Source organism: Polyangium fumosum, assembly GCF_005144585.1.
GTDB classification, from domain to species: Bacteria; Myxococcota_A; Polyangia; order Polyangiales; family Polyangiaceae; genus Polyangium; species Polyangium fumosum.
The window spans coordinates 50,491-76,597 of the sequence record NZ_SSMQ01000039.1; the positions used below are offsets into that span (position 1 = coordinate 50,491).

The 26,107-nt window shown below is 68.2% G+C and carries 22 protein-coding genes; 8 read left to right on the top strand and 14 right to left on the bottom strand.

All coding sequences use genetic code 11. The features are described 5' to 3' along the window. Positions 1–15: 15 nt before the first annotated feature. From coxB to E8A74_RS31005, 11 genes are all read right to left on the bottom strand, one after another. Positions 16–972, bottom strand: coding sequence for a cytochrome c oxidase subunit II (coxB, locus tag E8A74_RS30955; RefSeq protein ID WP_136932710.1), 957 nt, complete (start codon positions 970–972; stop codon positions 16–18). Next, a complete protein-coding gene (locus E8A74_RS30960; RefSeq protein ID WP_170229510.1) occupies positions 969–1,823 on the bottom strand; it encodes an SCO family protein in 855 nt (284 codons plus the stop codon). Before E8A74_RS30960 ends, coxB begins: the two co-directional genes overlap by 4 nt. Further along, positions 1,823–2,491: a hypothetical protein gene (locus tag E8A74_RS30965; protein WP_136932712.1), complete on the bottom strand. Its 669-nt coding sequence runs from the start codon at positions 2,489–2,491 to the stop codon at positions 1,823–1,825. Before E8A74_RS30965 ends, E8A74_RS30960 begins: the two co-directional genes overlap by 1 nt. After that, positions 2,488–3,723, bottom strand: a complete 1,236-nt coding sequence (locus E8A74_RS30970) for a hypothetical protein (RefSeq protein ID WP_136932713.1) — start codon at positions 3,721–3,723, stop codon at positions 2,488–2,490. The genes E8A74_RS30965 and E8A74_RS30970 overlap by 4 nt, the downstream gene beginning before the upstream one ends. Continuing rightward, on the bottom strand, positions 3,720–4,331 hold the full coding sequence (locus E8A74_RS30975; RefSeq protein ID WP_136932714.1) for a c-type cytochrome: 612 nt from the start codon (positions 4,329–4,331) through the stop codon (positions 3,720–3,722). Before E8A74_RS30975 ends, E8A74_RS30970 begins: the two co-directional genes overlap by 4 nt. After that, on the bottom strand, positions 4,328–4,894 hold the full coding sequence (locus E8A74_RS30980) for a DUF3341 domain-containing protein (protein ID WP_211365485.1): 567 nt from the start codon (positions 4,892–4,894) through the stop codon (positions 4,328–4,330). The genes E8A74_RS30975 and E8A74_RS30980 overlap by 4 nt, the downstream gene beginning before the upstream one ends. After that, positions 4,887–6,419: an NrfD/PsrC family molybdoenzyme membrane anchor subunit gene (nrfD, locus tag E8A74_RS30985; protein WP_136932715.1), complete on the bottom strand. Its 1,533-nt coding sequence runs from the start codon at positions 6,417–6,419 to the stop codon at positions 4,887–4,889. The genes E8A74_RS30980 and nrfD overlap by 8 nt, the downstream gene beginning before the upstream one ends. Beyond that, positions 6,416–9,400, bottom strand: a complete 2,985-nt coding sequence (locus E8A74_RS30990) for a TAT-variant-translocated molybdopterin oxidoreductase (RefSeq protein WP_136932716.1) — start codon at positions 9,398–9,400, stop codon at positions 6,416–6,418. The genes nrfD and E8A74_RS30990 overlap by 4 nt, the downstream gene beginning before the upstream one ends. Further along, the gene (locus tag E8A74_RS30995; protein WP_136932717.1) at positions 9,397–10,050 is read right to left on the bottom strand and encodes a cytochrome c3 family protein; all 654 of its coding nucleotides are present in this window, start codon (positions 10,048–10,050) and stop codon (positions 9,397–9,399) included. Before E8A74_RS30995 ends, E8A74_RS30990 begins: the two co-directional genes overlap by 4 nt. 263 nt (positions 10,051–10,313) lie before the next feature. Continuing rightward, positions 10,314–11,018: an aspartyl/asparaginyl beta-hydroxylase domain-containing protein gene (locus E8A74_RS31000; protein WP_136932718.1), complete on the bottom strand. Its 705-nt coding sequence runs from the start codon at positions 11,016–11,018 to the stop codon at positions 10,314–10,316. Positions 11,019–11,073: 55 nt separating this feature from the next. Continuing rightward, positions 11,074–11,907, bottom strand: coding sequence for a heme oxygenase-like domain-containing protein (locus E8A74_RS31005; protein ID WP_136932719.1), 834 nt, complete (start codon positions 11,905–11,907; stop codon positions 11,074–11,076). Positions 11,908–12,002: 95 nt separating this feature from the next. Here E8A74_RS31005 and E8A74_RS31010 point away from each other — a divergent pair, with 95 nt between their 5' ends. Both E8A74_RS31010 and E8A74_RS31015 read left to right on the top strand, forming a co-directional pair. After that, on the top strand, positions 12,003–13,793 hold the full coding sequence (locus E8A74_RS31010) for an NAD(P)/FAD-dependent oxidoreductase (protein WP_136932720.1): 1,791 nt from the start codon (positions 12,003–12,005) through the stop codon (positions 13,791–13,793). Beyond that, on the top strand, positions 13,790–15,559 hold the full coding sequence (locus E8A74_RS31015; protein ID WP_170229502.1) for a S53 family peptidase: 1,770 nt from the start codon (positions 13,790–13,792) through the stop codon (positions 15,557–15,559). Before E8A74_RS31010 ends, E8A74_RS31015 begins: the two co-directional genes overlap by 4 nt. Before the next feature lie 320 nt (positions 15,560–15,879). On the opposite strand, the gene E8A74_RS31020 is transcribed toward E8A74_RS31015, so the two are convergent. After that, entirely contained in the window at positions 15,880–16,185 is a 306-nt protein-coding gene (locus E8A74_RS31020) for an NHLP leader peptide family RiPP precursor (RefSeq protein WP_136932722.1), read from the bottom strand. Positions 16,186–16,271: 86 nt separating this feature from the next. Beyond that, positions 16,272–17,390 carry an anthranilate phosphoribosyltransferase gene (locus E8A74_RS31025; protein ID WP_136932723.1) on the bottom strand — a complete coding sequence of 373 codons (1,119 nt, stop codon included), beginning with the start codon at positions 17,388–17,390 and terminating at the stop codon, positions 16,272–16,274. Between the two features lie 364 nt (positions 17,391–17,754). Between E8A74_RS31025 and E8A74_RS31030 the strand changes: the two genes are divergently transcribed. Together E8A74_RS31030 and E8A74_RS31035 are read left to right on the top strand one after the other, a co-directional pair. Next, positions 17,755–19,182: a hypothetical protein gene (locus E8A74_RS31030; protein ID WP_136932724.1), complete on the top strand. Its 1,428-nt coding sequence runs from the start codon at positions 17,755–17,757 to the stop codon at positions 19,180–19,182. An 8-nt stretch (positions 19,183–19,190) separates the two neighbouring features. Beyond that, positions 19,191–19,718 carry a hypothetical protein gene (locus tag E8A74_RS31035; protein WP_136932725.1) on the top strand — a complete coding sequence of 176 codons (528 nt, stop codon included), beginning with the start codon at positions 19,191–19,193 and terminating at the stop codon, positions 19,716–19,718. Between the two features lie 276 nt (positions 19,719–19,994). Here E8A74_RS31035 and E8A74_RS52895 read toward each other — a convergent pair whose 3' ends face one another. Then, positions 19,995–20,303 (bottom strand): hypothetical protein, encoded by a 309-nt coding sequence (locus tag E8A74_RS52895; RefSeq protein ID WP_170229503.1) that lies wholly within the window; start codon positions 20,301–20,303, stop codon positions 19,995–19,997. Positions 20,304–20,944: 641 nt separating this feature from the next. Here E8A74_RS52895 and E8A74_RS31045 point away from each other — a divergent pair. The 4 genes from E8A74_RS31045 (at position 20,945) to E8A74_RS31060 (ending at position 26,076) form a co-directional block, all read left to right on the top strand. Further along, the gene (locus E8A74_RS31045; RefSeq protein WP_136932727.1) at positions 20,945–21,544 is read left to right on the top strand and encodes a hypothetical protein; all 600 of its coding nucleotides are present in this window, start codon (positions 20,945–20,947) and stop codon (positions 21,542–21,544) included. A gap of 213 nt (positions 21,545–21,757) precedes the next feature. Further along, complete coding sequence (locus tag E8A74_RS54140) at positions 21,758–22,948, top strand: hypothetical protein (protein WP_211365481.1); 1,191 nt, start codon at positions 21,758–21,760, stop codon at positions 22,946–22,948. Between the two features lie 162 nt (positions 22,949–23,110). Further along, positions 23,111–25,051, top strand: coding sequence for a B12-binding domain-containing radical SAM protein (locus E8A74_RS31055; RefSeq protein WP_136932728.1), 1,941 nt, complete (start codon positions 23,111–23,113; stop codon positions 25,049–25,051). Continuing rightward, positions 25,048–26,076, top strand: a complete 1,029-nt coding sequence (locus E8A74_RS31060) for a radical SAM protein (protein ID WP_136932729.1) — start codon at positions 25,048–25,050, stop codon at positions 26,074–26,076. Before E8A74_RS31055 ends, E8A74_RS31060 begins: the two co-directional genes overlap by 4 nt. Positions 26,077–26,107 lie beyond the last annotated feature (31 nt).

Below are 26,107 nucleotides of genomic sequence, written 5' to 3' on the forward strand. Positions count from 1 at the left end.
CGAGCCTCCGATTCCCTACTGGACCGTCTTCAGGTACGCGATGAGCGCGTCGATGTCCGTTTCCTTGAGTAGGCCCTTGTAGGTCGGCATGACCGCCGGGTACCCACTGACCACCTTCTTGTTCGGCTCGAGCAAGCTCTCACGGATGTAGTTCTCGTCGACCTTGACCGACGTACCATCCGCGATCTGCTCCGTCCGACCGAAGACCCCCTTGAACGTCGGGCCCTGGATGCGGGACCCGTCGAGCGAGTGGCAGGTGTTGCAGCTACGCGTCGCGTAGAGCTTCTTGCCGAGCTCCGCCGGGGGAAGCGGCTTCTCGCCGGGCATGAGGCCGGTCTCCTGCCACGTGTCGTAGTCGGCCTTCTCCATCACCCGCACCCTGGCCATCATGTCCGAATGGCCGACGCCGCAATACTCCGTGCAGAACAGGATGGTATCGCGGTTCTCCGTCGCCTCGAACCAGACCGTCGTGTACGTGCCCGGCACGACGTCCTGCTTCACCCGGAACTCGGGCACGAAGAAGCTGTGGAGGACGTCCTTCGAGCTCATGATGAGCTTCACGGGCTGGCCCTTGGGCACCACGAGCTCGTTCACGCTCACGTTCCCGTTCGGGTACGTGAACGTCCACATGTACATCTCCGCCGTCGTGCGGATCTCGAGCGCGTTGCCCGGCGCGACCATCGCCTTCATCCAGCCGCTGAGGCCCACGAAGAAGAGGCCGATCACCATGATCGACGGGATGATGGTCCACGTGATCTCGAGCGTCGTGCTGTGCGTGACGTCGCTGACCTTGTCCTTCGCGGTCCGCCTCTTGTAGCGGTACATGAAGTACGCGAGCGGCACCATCAGGCCCACGAACATCACGACGTCCAGCCAATAGACGATGTACCACGCAGTATCGATTTCCTGCGCGATCGTCGAAGACTGCTTCGGCATCCAGAACGAGCCGAGTTCGATCGGATCCAACCTCATGCCAGAGCTCCATCCGTCGACTTGGACGCGCGACGACGCTCACGCCGCCAGAACCCGAGGAGCATGCCTCCGATCCCCAGCACCGTGAACGCACCGCCCGCCTTCATCAGACGCCTCGTCGCGAGGACATACTTGTTTTCTGCGGGATCGTAATGAAAGCAGAACAGGAGCACGCGACCCCACGCGGACGCGAGCTTGCCCTGCGACGCCTCGAGCAACGAGAGCTCGAGGTCCTTCGCGCTGTAGTTGAGCCCGTACAGCGTCCGCGAGAGCTTGCCGTCGGGCGTGAACACGAAAACGCCCGCCGCGTGTGCATACTGCTGCGTCGCCTCTTCCCAGCGGTACCGGAAGCCCACCGCGTCGGCCACGCGACGCGCCTGGGCCTCCTCCCCCACCAGGAAATCCCATCCCCGCTCCGCCACGGGCCGACCATAGACGCCGACGTACGAGTCGCGCTTCTTGCGGGCCGTCTCGGGGGTATCGCGAGGATCGATGCTGACGACGACGACGCGGTACTCCTTGCCCGCCGTCCAGGCGAGGCCCTTCATGCCCTGGAGCAGGCCGTTCACGACCAGCGAGCAGAGCATGGGACACTCGTAATACGCGAGCACCAGGATCACCGGGTGCTCGCCGTCGAGATAGCTGCCCAGCGTGACGTCGCGCCCCTCGTGATCCCGGAGCTTCGCGTCCGCCGGAAGGAGGGCGCCGGGTCGCTCCTCGATGTCCACGCCTTCGAGCTCCTTCGGCAGCGCCGGGTCCCCCGCGAACACCGACGAAACCGGCGCAAGCGTGACCACGGCCGCCGTGAGCGCGGCAGCGATGAACAGAAGGAAGCGGCCCGGACGAACCATCACTTCTTGGGCTCCTTGGGCTTGTCCTCGGGCTTCTTGTCCGTGGATTCGCCCTTCTTGTCGCCCTTCTCCTCGACCTTGGCGCCGTCCTTCTTCTCCTCGCCCTTGGTCTCGCCCTTGTTCTCCTCGGGCTTGTCCTGCGTGGGCGTGGGGGCCGGCTCCTCCTTCAGAGGCGGGGCCATGGGCGGCTGCCGGTAGCCCGCGATCGTCAGCTCGACCGCGCGATCCGTCGGGATCCGCACGACGCCGTCCTTCTTGCTCACCCACTGGTAGTGCGTGAGCTTCTGCTGCTCGGCGGCGCGCAGGGCCCGAAGGTCGCTCGATTGGAGCGAGAGGACCTTGTCGTGGAGCTCGCGATCCACGTAGTAGTTGAAGATCTCGCGCACCGCGACGCAGAGAGCCACCACGACCACGCAGGTGATGACCGTGACGAGCACGATGAGGCCGTTGCGCGGCCTGTCGTCCTCGACCGGGTCGTGCCCGCCGTGCCCGTGACCGCCCTCGTGCGCGTCGCCGCCGTGATCGTCGTGCTCCTCGGCGTGCGCGCTGGCCTCCGCGCCGTCCTCGCGCTCCTCGGAGGTCGACTCGTCGTCGCCCGAGGACACCTTCGAGGTCTCCTCGGCGGCGGACTCCGCGCGGCCCTGGTTCTTCTTCTTCTTCTTGCTCATGGATTGTCCACCTTCACGGTCTCGGCGAGCCGAGGATCACGGAGCGGGTAGAGCGGGCCCTTTGCAGCCTGCCGTGCGAGGAGGAACGCCACGATGCCGAGCGGTCCGAGCAGGCCACAGATGTCCACCACGCTGAAGTGGAAGTGGTGGTCGAACGTCGGCATGACGAGCCAGTAGAGGTCGACGTAGTGCATGACCAGCATGATCACGGCGCCGACCGAGAGCCCCAGCGCATTCCGCTTCACGTGCCGCGAGAGCAGAAGGAGGAAGGGGATCACGAAGTGACCGAAGAGGATCGCGAGGCTCACCTTCGCCCAGCCCGCGTCGTCCCAGCGGTGGTGGTACCAGATCGTCTCCTCGGGGATGTCGGCGTACCAGATCAGCAGGAACTGCGAGAAGCCGATGTACGCGAAGAAGACGATGAACCCGAAGAGCAGCTTGCCGATGTCGTGCCGGTGCTCGATCGTGCTGATCTTGCGGAAGTAGCCGCGCTGCTGGAGCTGCACCGTGATGAGCGCGAGCACCGAGAGCGAGCTCGTCGCGCACCCCGCGAACACGTACACGCCGAAGATGGTCGAGTACCAGTGCGGGTCGAGGCTCATCACCCAGTCGAACGCCGCGAACGTCGTCGTCAGGGCGAAGAGGATCATCGCCGGCGCGCTCGCCGCCTGCATCTTCTCGGTGAGCTTCGTGTCCCCGCTCTCGTCCTGCGCGCGGCTCGTGCGCGTGAAGTAGAGGCCGAGGCCCACCCACACGAGGACGTAGAACGCCGACCGACCATAGAAGAACGAGGGGTTCAAGTACCCCGCCTTCTTCTGGAGGATCGGATCCGTCGCCGCCTGCGGCCCCATCCAGTGATGGTAGAGGTCGTGCGCCCAGACGAAGATCGGAATCGAGAGGACCGCGACCGCAGGCAGGAGGCCCGCGAGCCACTCCATCTGCCGCCGCGCCGCCACCGACCAGCCCGCGCGCGCGAGGTGCTGGACCAGCACGAAGAACAAGCCGCCGAGCGCGACCGTCGCGACGTACAGGAAGCCGACCAGATACGAGGCCGCGAATCGCTTCGGGTCCATCGCATAGCCGGCGCCCGCCGCCACCACGCCCACGACCGCGAGCCCCATGCCCGCCTTCGTGAGCGTGTCGCCCACGTCTTTCGGGAGCTTCCGGGCGTCGTCGCTCTTCGACTTTTCGCCCGTGGCCCGACCTGCGGTCATTGCCGCCGCCTGGCTCATTGCGCGTCTCCTTCTGGATCGATCGCGTTGCGCTTGTCGGCGGGCACGTCGTCGATCGAGGCATGCTGGCTCTTGCCGAGCACCCTCACCCACGTGACGATGGCCCACCGGTCAGCCACCGGGATCTGCTTGCGATACGCCGGCATGTTCCGGACGCCGTGCGAGATGGTGTCGAAGACCTGCCCGTCCGGCATGGTCCGGACGCGATCCGACGAGAGCTCGACCGGCGGAGGGAACCCGCGCTGCACCACCATCCCGCGGCCGCTGCCCGACATATCGTGGCAGGGCGCGCAGTAGATGTTGAAGCGCTCCTGGCCACGACGAACGAGCTTCTCGTCCACCTCGACCGGCGCGCGGCCGATGAACTCGCCCTTCGCGTCCTTGCCGCGGTAGTACGCGTCGTCCTCGTCCAGGTGGCCAACCGGCACCGTCCCGTCGACGATCGGCCGCATCGCACGGCCATCCTCGAAGAGCGGGCTCGCCTCACCCCACTGGTACTTGGGCTGCCAGTCCATGTCTCCGAAGACGTGGACCGGCGGCTCCTCGCTTTTGTTGCCGCGGCAGCCCGCGAGGGCCAGCGCGAACAAGAGGAATGCGGCGGGCCTCATTCCGTGACCTCCACGATCTCGCGTGCGCCGAGATCCTCGAGGAGTTTCCTCGTCTTCGACGCGTCGTATTTGGGGTCCTTCGCCTCGACCGTGACGAAGAACGCGTCGTCCGTCGCACGCGGGAAGGACGGGTGCTTCATCGACGGGTGGTAGAACATCGGCAGGCGGTTCACGCCCCACAAGCCGAAGAACGCACCAAACGCCGAGAAGAGCACCGTCAGCTCGAACATGATCGGCACGTAGGCCTGGTACGAGAACGACGGCTTGCCGCTGATGACGAGCGGGTAGTCGAACGAGACGAACGCCGTCAGCGCGATCGCGCTGAGCAGGCCCACCGTCCCGCAGGTCAGCACGATCCACGGCATCTTCGACGGGGGCAGCCCCATCGCCTTCTCCAGGCCGTGCACGGGGAACGGCGTCTGCGCGTCGAAGTCCTTGTACCCGGCGTTCTTCAGCTTCTCACAGGCGTGCATCAGCTCGCCGGGCGTGAGGAAGTAGCCCATGAGGCCGAACGGCTTCGCCGCCTCTTCCTCGAGCTCTTCATGACGATGAGCCTTATCCACGGGACTCCTCCTCGTCCTTCTCCGCGTCGCCCTCCGACGCCTCGTCGCCCTCGTCGCCCTCGTCCTCGCTCTCGTCCTCGCTCTCGTCGGACTTCGCGCTCGCCTCCTCGTGGTGGTCGTCGTGCGCGTCGTGGCCGTGGTCGTCGCCATGGCCCGCGTGCGGATCCGCCTGCGGCATCACGCCCTTGACCTCGCTGATGGCCACCGCCGGCAGGAACCGGAGGAAGAGGAGGAACAGCGTGAAGAACAGACCGAACGACCCGAGGAACGTCGAGATGTCGAAGAGGCTCGGCCGGAAGTAGGTCCAGCTCGAGGGGATGTAGTCGCGGTGGAGGCTCGTCACGATGATGACGAAGCGCTCGAACCACATGCCGATGTTCACGAAGATCGAGATCACGAACATCGCCGGGATGCTGGTCCGGATGCGCTTGAACCAGAAGAGCTGCGGCGAGAAGACGTTGCAGCTCCACATGGTCCAGTACGCCCACTTGTACGGACCGAACGCGCGGTTGATGAACGCGAAGCGCTCGTACTCGTTGCCGCCGTACCAGGCGATGAAGTACTCGATCGCGTAGGCGTACCCGACCATCGTCCCCGTCAGGAGGATGATCTTGTTCATGTTCTCGAGGTGCTTGATGGTGATCAGGCCCTCGAGACCGTATGCCTTGCGCGCGAGCACCATCAGCGACACGACCATCGCGAAGCCGCTGAAGATGGCGCCGGCGACGAAGTACGGCGGGAAGATCGTCGTGTGCCAGCCCGGCATGATCGACACGGCGAAGTCGAACGACACGATCGTGTGCACGGAGAGAACCAGCGGCGTCGAGAGACCGGCCAGGATGAGGTAGGTCTTCTCGTAGTTCAGCCAGTTCCTGTGCGAGCCGCGCCAGCCGAGCGAAAAGATGCCGAGCACGATCGAGCGGACCTTCGTCGTCGCGCGATCACGCAGCGTCGCGAGGTCCGGCACCAGGCCGACGTACCAGAACAGGATCGAGACCGTCGCGTACGTCGAAATCGCGAACACGTCCCAGAGCAGCGGGCTCTTGAAGTTCGGCCACATGCTCATCTGGTTCGGTATCGGGAAGAGCCAATACGCGAACCACACGCGGCCGACGTGGAACACCGGGTAAATCGCCGCCGACATGACGGCGAAGATCGTCATCGCCTCCGCCGCGCGGTTGATGCTGGTGCGCCACTTCTGCCGGAACAGGAAGAGGATGGCGCTGATCAGCGTGCCGGCGTGGCCGATACCGATCCAGAAAACGAAGCCGGTGATGTCCCAGGCCCAGAAGACCGTGTTGTTCAGACCCCAGATACCGAGGCCTTCCGCCGCGAGCTTACCGAGCGAGCCAAGCAGGATGAGCAGGACGCTCACCGCGAGGCCCAAAAGGACCAGCCACGAGGGGGTCGTCTTTTTCTCGACGATCCCCGCGACCGTCTCGGTCACCGCGTTGAAATCGCGGTGGCCGAGGACGAGTGGAGCACGCTTGCCGGGCGTGTCTTCTTGCAGGGCGGCGGTGGTCATGCCCCCTCCAGCTCAGGGTTGGGGTTCTTGATCTTGGCGAGGTACGACGTGCGCGGGCGGACGTTGAGCTCTTCCAGGAGCTTGTATCCGCGCGGCCCGGCGGCGCGCTTGGCCACCTCGCTCTGCTTGTCGTTGAGGTCGCCGAAGTGGATGGCCTGCGCCGGGCAAGCCGCCTGGCATGCCGTCACCACCTCGCCGTCGCGGAGACGCTCGCGCCCCTCCGCCTTCGCGGAGATCTTCGCGCGGTTGATGCGCTGCACGCAGTACGTGCACTTCTCCATGACGCCTCGGCTCCGCACCGTGACGTCCGGGTTCATCTGCATCTTGTGCTGCTCGATCGTGTCCTTCGTGTAGTCGAAGTAGTTGAACCTTCGGACCTTGAAGGGGCAGTTGTTCGCGCAGTACTTGGTGCCGATGCACCGGTTGTACGTCATCTCGTTCAGCCCCTCGGGGCTGTGCGTCGTCGCCGCGACCGGGCAGACCTCTTCGCACGGCGCGTTCTCGCAGTGCACGCACATCATCGGCTGCGAGACGCTCGTCGGGTTGTCGAGGTCGCCCTCGAAGTACCGATCCATCCGCATCCAGTGCATCTCGCGCGACTTCTGCACGCCCTCGGCGCCGACGATCGGGATGTTGTTCTCCGCCTGGCACGCGATGCTGCAAGCGTTGCAGCCGACGCACGCGGCGAGATCGATCGTCATGCCCCAGGCATGGCCCTTGTCGTAGTTCCGCTCCTCGAAGAGGCTCAGGTACTTCTTCGGCTGCGGGACGACCTGCGGGTTCGCCTGGTACTTGGCGAACGACGCCTCGAGCACGAGCGGCCGGCCCTCCGTGAGGAAGTGCTCCTGCGTCCGCGAGAGCTTCGTCGAGCCGCCCGCCTTCGTGATCGACACGCCGTCCGCGACGTGGAACGCCGCGCTCGTGCGCAACGAGCCCGTGTCGACGCCGATGTTCTTGCCGACCCGGCCGACCACGCTCCGGCCCTGACCGACCGTTACGAGGATCGTCCCGTCGGCGAGCCCCGGCGCCACGAGCGCGGGGAGCGTCACCGTCGCGCCGTTCGCGCTCACGTTGACGAGGTCCCCGTCGACCACGCCGAGCCCTCTCGCCGTCTTGGGCGAGAGCGACGCGACGTTGCCCCAGGTGAGCTTCGCCATCGGGTCCGGCATCTCCTGGAGCCAGCCGTTGTTCGCGTACCGGCCATCCCACGTGTGCGGATCCGGGTCGAAGATGACCTCGAGGTCGCCCTTGGGCGCCACGGCCTTCTGCGCCTTGATCGCCGCGCCGACCTTCGCCGCGTCGAGATCCGCCGTCTCGGCCGGGAAGGCGCTGTCCTTCCAGAGGCCGTCGTGCAGGGCGCGCCGGAAGTCACGCTCGAAGTCGGCGACGAGCGACTGCGCGCCGCGCCAGCTCGCGCGGACGAGGTCGTAGCCCTTGCGCGTGCCGCCGAGGAAGATCTCGAGGATCTCCGCGTCGGTCTTGCCGCCGTACAGCGGCGCGATGAGCGGCTGGACGATCGCGCCCGTGCCGTCCTCGGACCGGACGTCGCCCCAGCTCTCGAGCGCGTGCGCGCGGTTCAGGTGCCACGCCGCGGCCTTGCCCGTCTCGTCGACGTGCGTGCCCACGTGGACCAGCGTCTTCGCCTTCGTGATCGCGTCGCGGACGTCCGCGGGCGCGTTGAACGCAGGGTTGCCGCCGAGGACGATCAGCGTGTCGATCGTGCCTGCCTGGAGGTCCTTGCCGAGGGCCGCGATCTCCGCCGGGCCGCCCTTCACCTCGTCGAACGGGCGCACGAGCTTCACGGTCTTGCCGACCGCGCCGATCGCGCGGTGCACCGCGTGGAAGAGCGCGTGCACGGCCGCGGGCTGCTTGCGACCCACGACGATCAAGGCCGCGCCGTTGCGCTTCGCGATGTCGGCCGCGATGGCCTTGACCAGCTTCGTGGCGTCCGGATCGAGCGCGCCGGCGCCGCCGAGCGCGGACGTGATGTCCGCCGGCAGCTCCACCTTCGCGGCCGCGGCGATCTCCTGCGCGAGCGCGTACGCGAGCGCCGGGATCTTGTGGCTCTGAAGGCGCATCCGATGATCCGCGCTCGTCCCCGAGACCGAGAAGGAACTCTCGATCGCGTAGAACCGGTTCATCGGCTTGTCCTTGCGGTCCGGGTTTCGCCGGTCCGCGAAGGCGCGCACGTTCTTCACGACGCTGCCCTCGTTCAGCAGGAAGTCCGCGTCGAGCGAGACCACGACGTCGGCCTCGCCGAAGTCGTAGACGGGCACGAGCGCCTTGCCGAAGGCGATCCGCGCGGCTTCCTCCGTCACGTCACGGCCGAACGCCTCGTACCGCACGACGCGCGCTTCGGGCATCAGCTTGAGGAGCGCGTCGAGCTGCGCGGCGACCGTGGGCGAGCGGTGATCCTCGACGAGGACCGCGAGCCCCTTGCCGTTCTTCTTCTTCGCGTCGTCGCCGAGCTTGCGCAGGAAGACGCTCGCGTCGTCCCACGTCCGCGCCTCGCCCTTCTCTTGCGGGCTCTGGCTGCGGTCGGGATCGTAGAGATCGAGCACCGACGCTTGCACGAACGAGTTCGTCGCCCCGAGGCTCTCGGGGTGGCGGGGGTTGCCCTCGATCTTCGTCGGCCGACCCTCGTGCGTCTCGACGACGAGGCCGATCGCGGTGCCGAGGATCGGCATCGCGGTCGAGAAGAAGAGCGGACGGCCGGGGACGATCTCCTCCGGCGCGCGCGTGTAGGGGACGATGACCTCTTCGGGCCTGCGGCACGCCGCGAGGCCGCCAAGGGCCATCGAGGCGCCCATGATGGCGAGGAAGCCTCGACGGCTCGTCCCTTGCGGAGCCTCGGCGGCGCCCTCCGGGAACTCGCGCGTGAGGTCCTCTGCGAACGACGGCGACTTCTCGAACTCGTCGACGCTCCGCCAGTAGTTCTTTCCGGACGTATCCGGCTCGATGGGATACGGAGCTCGCTTCATCGGTGGCACCCCGAGCAATGAACGGGAGGCGAGACCTTGCGCTGGGAAGGCGGCGCCGCGAGGTTCGCGACGCTCGCCGGCACGGTCTCGTCGACCATCTTGGTGATGTCCTTCGGATCCCGGAGGTTCGGCTCGGGGTTCCGATGGCAATCGAGGCACCAGCCCATGGAGAGGGGCTGTGCTTGACTCACCTTGATCATCTGGTCGACGCGGCCGTGGCAGCTCTGACAAGCCACTCCTGCGGTCGCGTGGGCCTGGTGGTTGAAGTACGCGTAGTCGGCCAGGTTGTGGACGCGCACCCAGGGGATGGGGTTCCCCGTGGCGAAGCTCTCCCGCACGGGAAGAAGCTTTTGACTATCCGTCTTCACCTTCGAGTGGCAGTTCATGCACGTCTCGGTGGGAGGGACGGACGCTTGGGCGCTCTTGTCGACGGCCGTGTGACAGTAACGGCAGTCGATGCCGAGATCGCCGGCATGCAGCTTGTGGCTGTAGTCCACGGGTTGCGTGGGGGTGTAGCCAACTTCGACGTGCTTGTTGGTACCGTAGTACCAAAGGCCGCCCGCAGCCGCGGTGCCAAGCGGAGCAAGTACGAAGGCGGCCACCATCGGCAGCACCCGGTTGGACCACTTTGGGAATAGGTATCTCGCCATGTGGACGCTCGATCATCGGGAATTCCCGACGACGCGGGCGGGTTTTGCCGTCCCCAGCCGACGAGGGCAAGATGGCAAAGCGCCGCACACCTGCGGCAACTTGCCGCGCCCCCACCCTTACGGTCCGACCAACGGTTCGTCGGGCCACATGTAGGGGCATTTTCGGTCATAGAAGAACGTTCCGTAAGGAAACGTTTGGGGTTCGTCACGCCGGGTTTGGTCCGGACGCGAACCACGCGCCCCCCTCCCCTGCCCCGCGCGGACTACTGCTGCGCGAGCCGCCAGAGCAGATACGCGTCCGACTTCATCGTCTCGGGCAACGACTCCATCGGATCCCGCGACAAACGTGCCATCGCCTCGGGATCTTTCGCCCCTTCTTCCGGCGTGCCCGCGGCGACGAGGGCCTCGACGGACGGCACGGGCGGCAGATCCACCATGAGGTGAATGCGCGGCGATCCAAGGTTTTCCGCGCCGTGCGGCACGCTGTTGTTGAAGGCCCACGCGGTGCCCGCGGGCAGATGCAGGAAGCGGCCCGCGACGCAGAGGCGCGCGGCCGGCGTCGTGATCAGCGGGACGTGGAAGCGGTGGTGTTCGTCCCAGTGAGGCGTGTTGTCGACGTGCAGATGGATGCGCGAATCCGGCGGGCTCAAGCCGAGCCACGCCGAGACGGGGCGCGCAGGAAACGCCGTGTCGAGCAGCTCGCAGAGGCGCGGGAGAGGCGCGAGCGCAGGGGCGTCGATGCCGCCGCCGCTCGTGAGCCGACTGCCGGGCCAGCCGCGCTCCTGCCCCCCGCGCAGGATGCAAAACGACGTGCCGAGGTGCCACTTCCACTGGCTCGGCAGCCACGTGATGTCCGCCGCTTCGATCTCGGCGACGATCGGCGCGACGTCGATCACGAGCGGAAGCCGCAGGAAACGATAGGTCTTCGGAAGCGCGCGCGGGCTCGGGACGTGACGCTTCTGGTACATCCGCTCTCTCTCCTGTCGAGCGGCCGTGCATCGCAGCCGACGCGGGCCACCCGTGTCAAGCGCCGAGCTTGACGCGAAACGGCGCGAACATCACGGAGAGATCGTCGTCACTGCGAGCCGAACTCCCGCGCGCAAATCTCCCGATCCGGGTGGTCTCGTAAGCGGCCCTCGCGATCGCCTCGCGTTCGCCGTGCGAGAGGCCGGCGACGAGCGTGACGATGTCGTCGACGTGATCCGCGTCGGTGCCGGCCGCGCTGTGCACGCGCAGGCATCGCGTGGCGTCGACGCCGCTCGGCAACACGGCTTGCACGGCGCGCACCTCGGCCACGCTCCGCGTCGCGGCGAGGCGCTCGAGCGCGAACGCGTAGCCCACGCACCGCGCGGGATCTCCCGGGCCACGCACGAGCGACGTGAAGAAATCGACGAGCGCCGCCGCGGTCTCCGGCACGTGCGCGGCGACGAGCGCGGGGGCGTCGTAGCCGAGCGACGCGAGATCGCGCAGCGCGAGCGCATCGTGCCCTTGCTCGTCGCGCGACTTTTCATGCGCCCACGCCGCGAGCGCCGCGCGCCCCTCCGCTTCGAAGCGCTCGCGGGCCTCGATCATGAGCCTGGGCGTCGCGTGGGTCGTATGAAAGTACCCGGCGAGCCGGTGGATCCAGCCTGCGATCGTGAGCTCTCGCCGCGGCGGCGCGGGCCCTTCCCGTTGCGCGACGCCGAGCACGCCGTCGAGCAGGTTTCGTGTCGCTGCAAGGCTCACCGGCCCCTCCGGCGCCACCGAGAACGGCCCTCCGAAGGCCAGCGCTTCCTCGTGCAGGAAAGCCCGCGCGCTCGTCGCGACCACGATCCTTCCTTCCGCGATGCGCGCCCACGTGATGTCGGAACCCTGCACGATCGACGACGCCTCCTCGGCCTTTGGCCCCACGGATACCCCATCGGGCGCGAGGCTTCCAGGCGTGCGCGCCGCGTGATAATCGACCTCGCATCATGGGCATCGAGCGTCGCGACGTGGTCGTCCTCGGCGGGGGTCCTGCGGGCAGCACCTTCGCCGCCATCCTCAAGAAGTACGAGCCGAACCTCTCGGTCACGGTCCTCGAGAAGGCGCGCTTCCCGCGCTACCACATCGGCGAGTCCCTCATCCCCGCGTTGAACCCGGTGCTCCGCGATCTCGGGATCTACGACGATCTCGGACGCGCGGGGTTCATCCGCAAGATGGGCATCACGTTCGTGTGGGGCCGCGATCGGACGCCCTGGGACGCCGACTACCTCAAGCTCGGCGACGTCCGCGTCCACGAGGGCGCCGAGGTGCTGAACGTGCTCGGCCAGGATTTTTCGAAGCTCCTGCGCCGCCCCGAAGAGCGCGACGAAACCTTCAACGCGTTCAACGTCCGGCGCGCCGAGTTCGACCACATGATCATGAACCGCGCGCGGGACTTCGGCGCCGACGTGCGCGAGGGGACGCGTGGCAAGACGATCCACAAGGACGAACACGGCCGCGTCACGGGCGTCGACTGGGAGGATGATCAGGGCCGCGAAGGCACGATCGAGACCTCGTTCGTGCTCGACGCGAGCGGGCAAGGCACGCGCTTCACGCCCGGAGGCCGCGTCTTTGATCCGCACATGAACAACTACGCGGTCTACGGCTACTGGTCCGGCGCCGAGTGGAAGATCCTCTACCGGGGCACGCGCGACCGGACGAACGTGTTCATCTGCTCGGTCGACAAAGGCTGGATCTGGTACATCCCCGTCGCGCAGGACCTCATCAGCGTCGGCGTCGTGACGAACACGGCGCACTTCAAAGACGCGCTCCAGAGCCAGGATCCCGAGTCGTTTTACCACGAGACGATCCAGGGCTGCCCCGAGGTCCGCGGCTTGCTCTCGCACGCGACGCACCGCGACGACTTCATCGGCGGCGGCAAGCGCATCTCGGTGACCCGCGACTGGTCGTCGTGGGCGAAGAGCCCCACGGGCCCGGGCTGGGCCACGGCCGGTGACGCGGCGATCTTCGTCGATCCGATCCTCTCGTCGGGCGTGACGCTCGCGATGCAGAGCGGCCATCGCGCGGCGTACACGTACCGCACGGCCCGCGCGCGGCGAGACCTGCCCGAGGACGCGCTCTGGCGCGCCTACGCCGACTACATCCGCGGCGAGGCGGGCTCGTTCCTCCGGCTCGCGCGTTACTTCTACGGCAACAACCGCGCGGCGCCCTCGTGGTGGTGGGAGGCGCAGACGCTCGTCAACGCCTCGGGCAAGCTCGCGGTCGACGATCGGCAGGCCTTCACCATGGCGAGCGCCGGGTTCTTCCCGACGCTCCGCGCGGTCACGGACGACACGGTGATCCCGCTCGTCGCGGGCATCACGGGCCTCCAGGGCGACGTGTACAACGTCTTCTACGAGGACGGGCTGCCGCCGCCCGAGGCGCTGCCGAAGCAGGCGATGGAGCACCTCGCGCGCTTCCGGCTGGCGCTGCGCACCGAGCCCATGGCGACCGAGGGCAAACCGACGGGAGAGCTCGACGTCTTCTACGATCTCGTGAGCGACGACGCCGACTTCACGCATCGCACGCACGCGGCCCCGAGCAAGATCGCGCCTGCGCTCGGGCCCGTCGTCGAGGCGATGGGGCGCCACCACGACGTCGCGTCGCTGCTCGCCGAGGCCCCACGCCTCTTGCCCACGGGCTACGCCTCGCCCGAGGCGATCCGCGCCGCGACGCTCTCCGTCGTCCGCGCCGCCGCCAAGAAGGGTTTTGTCAGGCTCGCGCCGGGGGCGTCTGCTTGAGCGCCTACGCAAGCGACGAGCTGACGCTCGTCTTCGTCCTGCACGAGCACGATCGCGAGTCGATCCGACGCGCAGCGGAGGCGGCGAGCCACCCGGACGACACCAAGCGCGCGCCGCACCTCGAGCGCGAGGAGCTGCGCAAGTTCGTCACGCTCCCCTCGGACGAGCGCCGCGCCGTGCTCGCGTGGCTCGAAGAGCACGGCATGCCGCACATGGACGTGCGCAGCGTGTCGGGACAAACGATCTTCGTGAAGACCACGAAGGAGGCCGTGGGCCGCACGTTCGGCGCCGAGTGCCGGCGCTGGCTCGACGACAAGGAGAAGGACGAGCGCGCGCTCACGCCGATGGAGTGGCCGATCCCGCGGCAGATCGCGCAGTACGTGCAGTCCGTGAAGGTCCGACAGAGCGGCAACCGCGCGCGCAGCACGATGGTCGCCGACGCGGGCGCCGAGCACCCGATGCAGTTCCCCACGCTCGAAGGCGCGCGCGAGAGCCGCCCCGAGCCCGGCTTTGGCCTGACCCCCGCGGACGTCCGCGCGATCTACCGCTTCCCCAAGGCGACCGAGCTCGACGGATCGGGCGAGACGATCGCCCTCCTCATGCTCGGCGGCGCGCTCGACGAGAGCGATCTGCACGCGTTCTGGGACGCCCACGGGATCCCGCATCCGCCGGAGATCAAGACGTACCACGTGGGATCCCGGCCCTCGAAGGTGACGAGCGCGAACAAGCTCTACACGCTCGAGGTCGCGATGACCGTCGAGTGGGTGGGCGCGATGGCGCCGGGCGCGCGGATCCTCGTGTACTTCGTCGATCCGATGGTGATCGCCGACCCGTGGGTGACGTTCCTGCTCAAGGTCATCGGCGACCGCGAGAACACGCCGACGATCGTCTCGACGAGCTGGATCACGCCCGAGCGCAGCTACTACCGCGTGCACGGGCGCCGCGTCGTGAGCGGCCTGCTCGACCAGGCGGCGGCCATCGGCGTCACGGTGATCAGCGCAGCAGGCGACTGGGGCGCCTTCGACGGCGTGCCACGCACGATCAAGGACGGGAGGTACGTCGGGGACGCCCCCTGGCCCCACGGAGTGTTTCCAGCCGTGGAGGAACGCGTGCTCTCGGTCGGGGGCACGATGATCACGGGGCGGGCGCCGCTCACGGAGATCGCTTGGAGCGGGCCGCCGCCGCCCGGGCTCGGGCGGGTGCTTCATTTCGTGCGGCTCGCGTCGAGCGGGGGGTTCAGCCGCGAGGTGCCCATCCCGAAATGGCAAAAAGACACGTTGAAGGGCTGGTATGCGCGTGGCGAGGGCGACCCTGCGGTCGTGCCGTATGGCCGCGGCTTCCCGGACGTCGCGCTCATGGCCTCGGGTTCGGCGGTGCAACGCGCGCCGAACCAACCGCTCACGATGCAGGGCTACCAGGCCGTCGCGTGTGGGCAGTGGGTCGACTACGCGGGCGGCACGAGCGTGGCGGCGCCAATCTGGGCGGCGATCGTGGCGCTCATGAACCAGGCGCGGCGCGCAGCAGGCCTCGGCCGCGTAGGCTTCATCAACCCCATGCTCTACGCACTTCGGAAGGAAACCCCCGCGCCCTTCCGCGAAATCTCCGAGGGCAGCACGGACGTGGCCATGAACGTACTCAACGCGCACGGCAAAGCGGTGATCCACCGACTGTCGGGCTACTCGGCCGGCCCTGGCTGGGACCCGGCAACGGGCCTCGGGGTGCCCGACGTGACGCGTCTCATCGAGCTCGTCACGCGGCGGCGGTAACCCCGCGCCGGGGCGCTGCCCCGGTCCCCGCGGGGGGCTGTCCGCCCCCTCGACCCCGGACCAGCCAGGGGCTGGACCCAGGGTTGAAAAACTGCGCTACGCGCAGTTTTTCAAACAGGCCGGCGAAGAGACCGGGGGGCCAGCAGAACCCACAGCGCGGCTGTCTTGTTTGGAAGGGTCGTTGCCAGTCTTGACCGGGCCCGTTCGATGAACTGCGCACCGCGCAGTTCATCGAGCCTGGGTCCAGCCCCTGGCTGGTCCGGGTCCAGGGGTGGACAACCCCTGGTCAGGGTCCGGGGTGAAACCCCGGTGCCAACGCTTCAGAACCCGGGGTCGTAGTCGTGCAGCGGCGACGTATCGAGCGGCAGGACGCTGACATCGCCGGAGGGGGCGGAGGGCAGGACGATGTGGCGGCGTTCGGCGGTGTTTTCTACGACCACGAAGGCGACGCCGGGGGGGACTTTGAAGCCGAGATCGGAGAGGACCTTGTTCGGGTCGTCGATGAGCTTTTGGCGGAACTCGGGGTCCTGCCAGGCGCGGAGGACGACGCGATCCCAGACGGCGAGGTTTGCCATCTCGTCGGCCGACATCTCGATGTGTTTCGTATAGGTGGTCTTGTTCGTCATCGGAAATCTTCCCCGTTCACGGCGGACGACGCAATGCGCCGAGGATACCCACCGGCGGGGGCCTCGTCACGTGGTTCCGACGACTTTTAGTCCACGAGGAAAGTTTCGAGCTTGGCGCGACCTCGGGCGGGCTCGGGGTTTTGGGCGTCGATCAGCGCGCGGAGCTGCGCGATCGCGCGGCCTTCTTGGATCGCGCGGCGTGCTTGATCGACGCCTGCGGTGAGCGAGTCTGCTTTGCCCATCAGCTTCAGGCCGGCGGCGGCGTTCAGGAGAAGCACGTCGACGATGGGGCCTTCGAGCTTGCCGGCGAGGGCGCGGGCGAGGACGCGGGCGTTCTCCTCGGCCGTGCCGCGGGAGGCGATGGCTTCGAAGGGGGCTTCGCGCAGGCCGGCGTCTTCGGGGCGGATCTTGTACTCGCGGATCTCGCCGCCGGGGAGCAGCTCGGCGACGTGCGTGGGGCCGACGTTGCCGATCTCGTCGAGGTAGCGGCCGGGATGGGCCGTCGACTCGGCGCAGGGGACGAGGGCGCGCTCGTAGCCGAGATCCCGCATGACCTCGCAGACGATCCGGACGAGGCGAGGCTCGGGGACGCCGGCGATCTTGTGGCGCTCGCCGACGTGGCGGACGAGGGGGCCGCCGATGTGGAAGGAGGTGCCGATGCGGATCTGGCTAATCACGCGGGCAAATCCGCTCGTCATGAAGGCGCGACCCACGACGGAGGTGAAGCCGAGGCGGCACGTCTCGGTGCTCTTGACCTGAGCTTCCCCCGGGGCATCGAGGTCGACGCCCCAGTGCGCGAACATGTCCGCGGCGCCGCTGACGCCGGTCAGGGCAGGAGCGCCGGGTTTGTGGACGTAGAGGCCGCAGGCGGCGGCGAGGACGGCGGCGCCGCTGGAGACGTTGACGGTCTTCAAGGCGTCCATGCCGACGCCGGCGATGCTGAGCGGAGGCTCCGGCGAGCGGACGGTGTGGGGGAACCAGAGGCGCCACTCGTCCTGGAAGGCCTCGACGACGCCGGTCAGCTCGGCCTGCGACTCCCCTTTGGCACGGAGAGCAGCGATGAAGGCGCCCTGCTGAAGCTCCGGCTGCTCGTTGCGCCAGATCTGGCGGTAGGCTTCGCGTACTTCGTCCCGGGTGAGGTCCTCGCGCTGCTGGAGGCGGACCACGAGGCGGCCGAAGGCGCGGAGCTTGTCTTCGTCGAACATTGCTTCGGCGGAGCCTACCCCGATCGCGACAAACCGAGAAGGGGGACGAGGTGGGGGCGCCGCGCCGGGGTTTCACCCCGGACCCCGTCTGGTCAACGATGGGGCTACGCTCGGCAAACCGAGCTACGCCCCAAACCCCGGGGTTGTCCACCCCTGGACCCGGACCAGCGAGGCGCTGGACCCGGGGTCGAGGGGGCGGACAGCCCCCCGCGGGGACCGGGGCGGCGCCCCGGCGACGCGGCGAGGGTCGGCAAAGGGATCCGAGCCCGGACAGACAAGGTCCGAGCGATTCGTGTTTTGTCTTGCCGGACCCGTTTGTCCTCCTGCTAGATAGGCCACAGCTCATCGCAGGAGGGGTTTCCAGATGAGGCGAGGGGATTTCCTCGTCGCGGCGCTCGTCGTCGCGGCGCCGGGCGTCGTGTTGCCTGGGTGTTTGGGGTCGTTTGGGGAGGATGAAGGGAAGGGGCGTTTTTGCGCGGCGCTGCTGCGGTTCTTTCGGCTTGGGCTTCTGGTGCTCGGCGTTTTTTGCGTCTCGGCATGGCTTCTCGGGTGCGGCGCGACGCCTGCGCATACCCAGACGTGGGCGCAGGCGACGCCGAGCGGAAAGCGCTTGTTCCGTATATGCCGGCGCCATCCCCAGGTCGATCCGAATGCGCGTTATTGGTACGATCGCGGGGACGGAACGCCTCGAACGACGTCCCTGCCGCTCGACGCCCTTCTGGAGAGCCGCGAGGCCAAGGCCATCTTCATTCTTGATGCCAGCGCGCCGCCCGAGAGCCGAAAGCTTTTGGGAATTGCATTCCAGGATCTGCCCTGCGACAAACGACCGCCGCCGCCACCCGCGCCGGAGAAGCTCGCGGCAAAGGAGAAGGAGGGCGAATCAAAGAAGGACGAGGCCCGGAAGGACGAGCCGCCGAAGCCGCTGCCGCGACCGAATCCGCGCGGCGCGTCCGCGGTGGAGAGGCGTGTCGAGGCGCATCGCTGCACGGCGTACGTAGAGCCTGGCCAGACGCGAAGGCGTAGCAAAACGGGCGGGCGGACCTGCACGAGGATCCTCCTCCACCGGGGCCGGGGCGACACGGAGCCCATCGTCGCGGAGAACCAGCCGCGCCCGGTCGAGGCGCCCGTGCCCGAGCCGCGTGAGGTGCCCCGAGGTGAAGTCTGGCGGTATGACGACGGGAGCTTGCCCCCGGAGGAGATGGCTCAGCTCGAACGAGCCTACGAGTGTCTCCAGGGAGTTTGCCATGCGAGGCACAAGAACTTTCAGGAGGGAAAGACCAAGCCCGCCGGGACGCACAATGGGCAATCGTTGTCCACGGGGAGCGGTGGGGGAGCGAGCCCGCCGCAGCCCCCGCCGAAGACGAAGGTCCGGACCAAGACGCGGACCTTCGGGAAACCAAATGGCGCGAAGCCAAACGGCGCGGCGGCGGGAGAGGCGTCACCGGCGAATGCGGGCGCGGCGGCGAATGAGAGGCGTGTGCCGAATCCGGATGGCAAGAAGGGCGGCAAGGCGCATCAGGACAAGGTGAACGAGGTCGCGGAAGACATCAAGAAGCGCAACCTCGACCCGGTAAAGGAGTTTCCCGTCGAGACCCCGGGCGGTCCGAAGAAGAAGCGCTACATGGACGTCGTCGGGGTTGACAAGAACACGAAGCAGCCTGTGGAGTTCCACCAGGTCGGGAAGCAGAGGAAGGATGGGCAGCCCGTGTCGCGTGAGCGGAAGCCTCTCGACGAGGTGGAGCGCGCGAAGGGCATACGGCCCAAGTTCCATCCCTACAACGAGAAGAAGTGAGGAGAGCCATGGGACACCAGTCACGCTTTTACATGACGCCGAAGGACATGGCGGACTTCGAGCGGCGGCTTCGGGAGAAGACGGACTTCAGCATCCTCCTCTCGGAGTCGCCCACCTCCTCACCGCGCGTCGTGGACTCGCTGAACTTCTCCGAGAACGGGAAACCGTGGTACTTCAAGTACCTCGCACGGCCCGAGGACCTGGACGCGATCGTGATGCGACACCTGCCCGAGCAGGGCTATTGGTGGGTGCAGGACAGCCCTTCGCCCGTGATCGAGTGCGGTCCTTGCCCTTTCGACGGGAAGTCACTTGGGCCGAGCCGCCTGTACTACGTCGATACGTTCCTGGGTCCCGATCACGAGTGGACGGAGAAGAGCGAAGCATTCCGAAAATGGGCGAAGAGGGTGCACACGCTCCTCAAGAAATCCATGAAGTGGCGTGCTTCGTATGGCGACTACATCGGCGCGGACGCCCAGGCGTGGGTCGACGCCGGAGGACAGCTCGTGACCGACACCGGGCAGCCCGTGACCTGGTAGCGGACGGCCTGTAGACCTGAACCCGGCGCACCCTCGGGCCCGAGCGTCGCGCCGGTCGTCCGCTGCGCAAATCGCAACGACGCCGAAAACCCTCCACGACCGCCGTCGCAGCGGCAATGCTCGCAGGAACCGCGCTTCCCGCTCGCGGGTGGCGCGGGCGGCCGGGTTTTCGCCGGACGATCCGTTCGAGGATTCGCTGACGTCGTCCGAGGTGCCGTGGGTGGAGGTGCCCGATGTCTCGGGCACGGCGGGGGCGTTCGAGCCGGGGAAGGATCCTTATGCGGCGTATGCGGACGCGGTGATCGAAACGCTGTCGCAAGACGTGCAGGGCGACTGGTTCAGCGCGTGCCCTTCGCGCTTGGCTTCGTTGTGGAGCGTGCCGAGCAGCGCCTCCATGCCTTCGAGCTCCCCGGTGATCAGCCGGCGCTCGGCGTCGAGGGCGAGCAGGAAGGGCCGCAGGTACGTCGTGCGCCGCGCGAGGCGCTCCACCTCGCGAAAGACCTCCCTCGCCGGGTCGAGGCGCCCTGCGTGCACGCAGAGCAGCGCCTCCGTGAGCAGGCTGCGGCGCGCGCCGAAGAGCAGCAAGCCGTCGGGATCGGCGAGCAGGCCGGACCACTCACGACAGTGACGGGGGCGCGGCGGATCAGGGCGCCGAGGTGTCGTCTCTCGACGGCCCGGCCGATGAACAGGGGCGGCGCGTTCGGCAGGCGATGGCGCAGGGGCAGAGGGGGCGCAGCGGCGCGGTCGTCTGGGCGGAACACGCTGTGGATTCTATCATGACGTTTCCGCGGTTTTTATGGGGGGACGTCCACGCAGCCCTCCTCCCCTGCCCTGTGGTCCGCGTCCGGTGCGCAGGTTTTGGGCGTGCGAGGGTGTTCGAACGTTTGAAGGGGCGTGCGCGACGGTGACGCGCGGGTGTTCGAACGTTCAAAGGGGCGTGCGCGACGGTGACGCGCGGGTGTTCGAACGTTGGGAGACGCGCGCGTCACCGTGACGCGCAGGTGTTCGAACGCTTCGAAGGGCGACGAGCAACGATGACGCGTGGGTGTTCGAACGTTGGGAGACGCGCGCGTCACCGTGACGCGGGGGGGGTTGGGACGTTTGGAGACGCGCGCGTCACCGTGACGCGAAGGGGTTGGGACGTTTGGAGCGATGGAGACCACGATGGAAGGGAGGCGCGGTCGAGAGATGGGCCCCCCACCCCACCGTATGCGATGCTGCGCGTGATGAGCGACGCGACCCCGGAGACGACGGCACAGGCCCCCGACGGCGGGAACGGAATCCCCGGACCACGTCTCCGGCGGCTCAAGATCATCGTGTTTTTCCATTACGACGACGAAGCTTTCTCGAACCGCGAGGGCAGCGTCGCGCGACGACACTTCGCCGAGTTCCGGTGGAAGATCGAGCAGCAAATCCAAGCACGCGGCGTCGAAGGCGACGAGCTCACGCGTATCATGAGCGGCCTCATCGCCATCGAGCCGTTTTACTGCATCGAGGCGTGGACCTACCAGCACACGGAGATCGCCAAGAAGATTTGCGCCCGCGGATGCGGCAAGCACCTCGATGCCTTCGACGCCTGGGCACGGGATCGCAGCATGTTCGACGAGGTCACGAAGCCGTGGGATCCGGCAGCGCTCGACGGTTGCCTCCGCAAGGCCCATAACGTCGAACTGACAGGGCCCGGGTTCCCCGCGGAGGCGGTCTGGGGAACCGAGAAGTCGTTTTACGAGACGGTTGACCGAATGCTCACCTGTCCTGCGCTGCTCGACGCGCTCCAGCGAACCTACGCCGCGCCGGCGGCGCAGGCGGCCTCGAAACATCCCTGAGAGGGTGTTTGAATGTTCGAGGAGCGACAAGCAACGATGACACGCGGGTGTTGGGACGTTCGGAGCCATGGAGACCGTGATGGGCGCGAGACCAAGCAACCGACCCGGTCGTCCTCCCGGCGCTCGGCGCGCGCCCACCGAACGCCGATATGTCGGCGAGGATGCCTGCGCCTCGATTCCGCCCCGCCCGAAGGCCGATGCTAGGCGCTGTCCATGAGGAACGATCGACGTCGTGAGACTTCTGCGATCGCCCTCGCGCTCCTCGCACACGTCCTGCTTTTGAGGTTGTCGCTCCGCGAATCGCCCATCGCGCCCCCTGCTCCGCCTCCGCCGTCCGTCGAGGCGGATACGACGATCGATATCGAAACCGCGGCGCCGCCCACGCCCGCGACGGCGCCCACCCCCGACACCACACCCGCACGCGCATCCGCTCCCGCACGCGTCCCCGCGCCCGCTCCCGCTCCCGCTCCCGCTTCCGCTTCCGCTTCCGCTCCCGCTCCCGCGCCCGAATCCGCTCCCGCGCCCGCGCCCGCTCCCCGTGCCGCCGGCGACGAATACGGCGGCCCGCCACCCACGAATCCCGGCGCCGGCCTCCCCGGTCTCGGGACGCCCGTCTGGTCCGTTCCCGGCGCCGTCCCGGAGCCTCCCGCGAGCCAACCCGCGGCGACCACGATTGAAGCGGCTCCCGTCGATCGTGAGGCCGCGACCCGCGTCCTCGCCGGCACATTGCACACCCAGGACAAAGAAAAAGGAATCGACATCCCTGCCGCCGGCCTCGTCGCGCAGACCGTCGCCTCGGCCGTGCGTGGGTCCGCGGTCAAGGACGCGCGCGCCACGTTCGAGGTGAAGCTCAGCGCAGACGGGCGTGTCGAAGGCGTCCGGTTCGTCGGCTCCACCGACAACAACGCGAACCACTGGGTGGGCGTCGTCGAGGCCGTGCGCGCTTCCCTCGACGGCAAGGCGCTGCAAATGGGCTCCGACAAACAGGGCGTCACGGTCGTCGTGAAAGTCGAGTCGAGAATCCAGCTTCCGTCGGGCGCCAAGGCGCCGGTCGCCCTCAAGCCCATGTGCGCGAACGAGGGGATGTTGAAGGCCACCGCCAGGGCGAGGGAGGCCATGAAGACGGGCGAGACGCGCGGCCACCGGGACCCCGACGACGACGCGCCCGACGAGGACTTCCTCCGGTCCTTCTGCATCCCGATCGGCATTCGCGCGATCGGGGATCTGTCGGACATCGGCGCGCACGAGGTGAACGTCGTGAGCACCTCGTTCGAGGTGAAACGGCCAGGGGAAAAACCCTTGCCCCCCGGCGCTCCAAAGCCCATCGACCGGCGCGTGCCTTGGATGCCGGAAGATCCCCGACTCGTCAGGCCGCCGCCGGAGAAGAAAAAAAAGAAAACGTAAAAGCCGTTCCCGGCCTCCATGCCGATTCGCTCGTTCGCGCTTCGGACGCCCTCGCCCTTGCGGCGCGACGTCGAGGAGAGACGGGGCGCGAGGGAAGTGATAAGCTCGCTCCGGGACACCAGCTTGACAGCCAGCGTACCCCGCCCGCGCGACGTGCTCTTCGTGCTTCCGCCCGATTTCTCGGCCCCGGAGGCGCACCTCGTCTTTCGTTTTCCGCCGCTCGGTCCCGCGGTCGTCGCGGCGAGCATCCGCTCGCTCGGGCTCGTGGGGCGCGCGGTCGATCTCGCCCTCGATCTCTTCAAGGCGCCGCTCGACCTCGAGGTCGCGCCGCTCGCTTCGCCGGCCCTCGTCGAGCGGCACCTCGCGGGCGAACACGACGCGCGTATCGACGCCGTGATGGACCGGATCTTCGAGCGCCTCGACGAGCCCGGCCGGGGCGCGGACCTCGTCGCGGTCTCCATCGACCGCGGCAGCCAGGTGCCCTTCGTCGCGGTCCTCACCTGCGAGATGAAACGCCGCTGGGGAAAGCGGATCATCGTGGGTGGCGTCGCCGTCGAGCACCTCCGCGCCCTCCTCGAAAAGAGCGGCGCGATCGGCGCCGACATCGTCACGAAGGCCAGCACGCCCGCGCAGATCCGCCGCGCCTTCGCCGCGCTGCTGGACCTCCCGGAGCACCGGCGTGGAGGTCCCCTCGAACCAGACACGGAGATCGTAGAGCTCGTGCGGGGCGGCATGCGCAAGGCCCCCTCCGCCGCGGACTGGCCCACGCCCGATTTCTCGATTTACGATCTCGACCCGTACCGCCGCGACGTCGTTGGTGTCGAGGGGGCTGCCTACCCGGCGTATCGCGGCGAGCTCGGCGCGTCGCTCGTCCTGCCGTATTTCTTCTCCTTCGAATGCCAGTTCTCCTGCGCCTTCTGCCAGACGGGCGGCACGCAGGAGCACAAGCCGATCGACCTCGTGGTGCGGGAGCTCGCGGAGCTTTCGGAGCGCTGGCAGACGCGGGAGTTTCTCTTCTTCGACACGCAGGTGAACCTGCTCGCGGCGGATCTCTCGCGCGCCCTGCTCGCGGCGCGCCTCGATCTGCGCTGGTCCGATTCGTATCGCGTGCGCCCCTCGGAGCCGGGGGATCTCGAGCTCATGGCGCGCGCGGGCTGCGCGGGCCTGACGATCGGCGTGGAGTCGGCCTCGGCGCGGGTGCTGAAGGCCATGGTCAAAGGGCACCGCCCCGAGCAGGCGACGCAGATGATCGTCGAAGCGCACCGCCACGAGATCATGGTCCGCGTGAACCTGCTCTCCTGCTTCCCCGGCGAGACGCGCGAGGAGCTCGCGGAGACGCGCGACTGGGTCCGGCAAAACGCCTTCGCCATCGACGATCTCGCGCCCTCTTCCTTCTACCTCACGGCCGATTCGCCGATCGGCCGGAAGCCGGAGCGGTATGGCATCCGCGTCCGGGGTCCGCGCTCGCTCGAAGGGGAGACGCGCTTCCGCAAATCGCCCGACTCGCTCATGTACGATGAAATGGACGGCCTCACCTGGGAGGAGCGCGCGCCAATGCTCGAAGCGAGCGAGGGCATGTTGCGGAGCGCCTGGCTCGAAGGGCGCGCTTCACTCGACGGGCTCGGGGGTTTCTCCCCGTCGGCCATGCTCGGGCTCCGCCGCCATTTCGCGACGAAGGCCGAGATCTACGCATTCCTCGGCCGCTGCCGCGGCGGCGCGCCCCGCCTCGAAGAAGAGGCGCGCGCCCCGGAGACGAGCGCGGAGGTCCTCCCCTCGATCCTGCGCTCGTCGCTGCCCAAGCTGCTCGCGCCCCGCTGGGCCGACGCTGCCCTGGCCCGCGCGTTCGCCGCGGCCTTCCGCGCGGCGGCGCCCTCGCTCGCGGCGCGCCTGCGCGAGGGCGACACCGCGCACGTCGTGCTCTGGCCCGACGGTCGATTCCTGTTTTTCCGCGGGGCCGTGCGCCGCGGGAGCGACGATCGGGCGCGCTCGTTTCATGTCGAAGAGCCCCTCGGCGCGCCTCCCCCCGAAGAAATCGCGCAGGGGTCCTCCTTCGAGGTCCTCACCTTCCGGCTCGATCCCCGGCGGCCCAGGATGGTGCCGTGAGCGGCTTCGTGTTCTTCCGCGAAAAGCAGCTCGCGCTCCGGATCGCCGCGGCATGGCCCTTCCACAAGACCGTGGCCGGCGCCGTTCGAGCTGTGCTCGCCGAGGAGATCCAGCGCGCGGGCTCCCTCGACGAGGTGCATCTTTACTTCGAGAACCCTTGCGCCCAGGCGTGCGAGTTCTGCGAGGAGCCTCGGCGCAGGGGCCAGTTTCCGAGCCGGCACCTCGCGTCGTTGCTCCTCCGCGCGCAGGAGCTCGGCCTCGACCTCGTCGGCTCCGGCGCGCTCGCGGCGCTCGTCGACACGCTCATGGACCTCGAACCAAAGGTCCCGCTCACGATCACGGGGCATGACTGGACGCGCCACCCGCGCCGCCCGGAGATCCTCGCCGCGCTCGAGCGCCGCCCGGACGCGCGCCTCCGGCTCCAGGGGCCCTCGCTCGGCTTCTCCTCGCCCGAGCTCACGCGCCGCGTCGCGGCCTTGCCTGGGCTCGAATGGATCGCGACCACCCTGCAATCGAGTGATGCGGCGGAGCACGACGCCATGGTCGGCGCCCCGGGCGCCCACGCGGAGCTGCTCGCGGCGCTCGACAACCTGAAGGCCGCGCGGGTCCCCCTCGTGCTCACGGTGGTGCTCAGCCGGCGCGCGCTCCGCACGCTCCCGGAGACCTTGTCGTTCCTGGCTGCGCGAAGGCTTTCCGTATCGCTCCAGGCATTCATCCCGGACGAGGCCATGGGCCCGGCGTTCGACGTGCTCGCGCCGCTCGACGAGCTCCGCCGCGCCCTCGAACGGGCCCCGCGCGAGGCCCTTCTCGCCATCCATTCGGTCGTCGGGGTCCCCCCGTGCGCGGCGCCCGCACTTCTCCGCCGGAAGATCGCCCCGGCCCATCGAATGAAAGGGCGGGAAGGAGCGAGGTTCGGCGCGGGCTGCGGGACGTGCGCCGCGCGCGGCCGTTGCTCGGGTGTCCCCTCCAGTTACTTCGTGGCGCTCGGGGCGCGGGGGATGGAGCCCCTCGCATCGACCGATTGACGCGATCTTCGAGCGGATGTCGTCCGTTCGC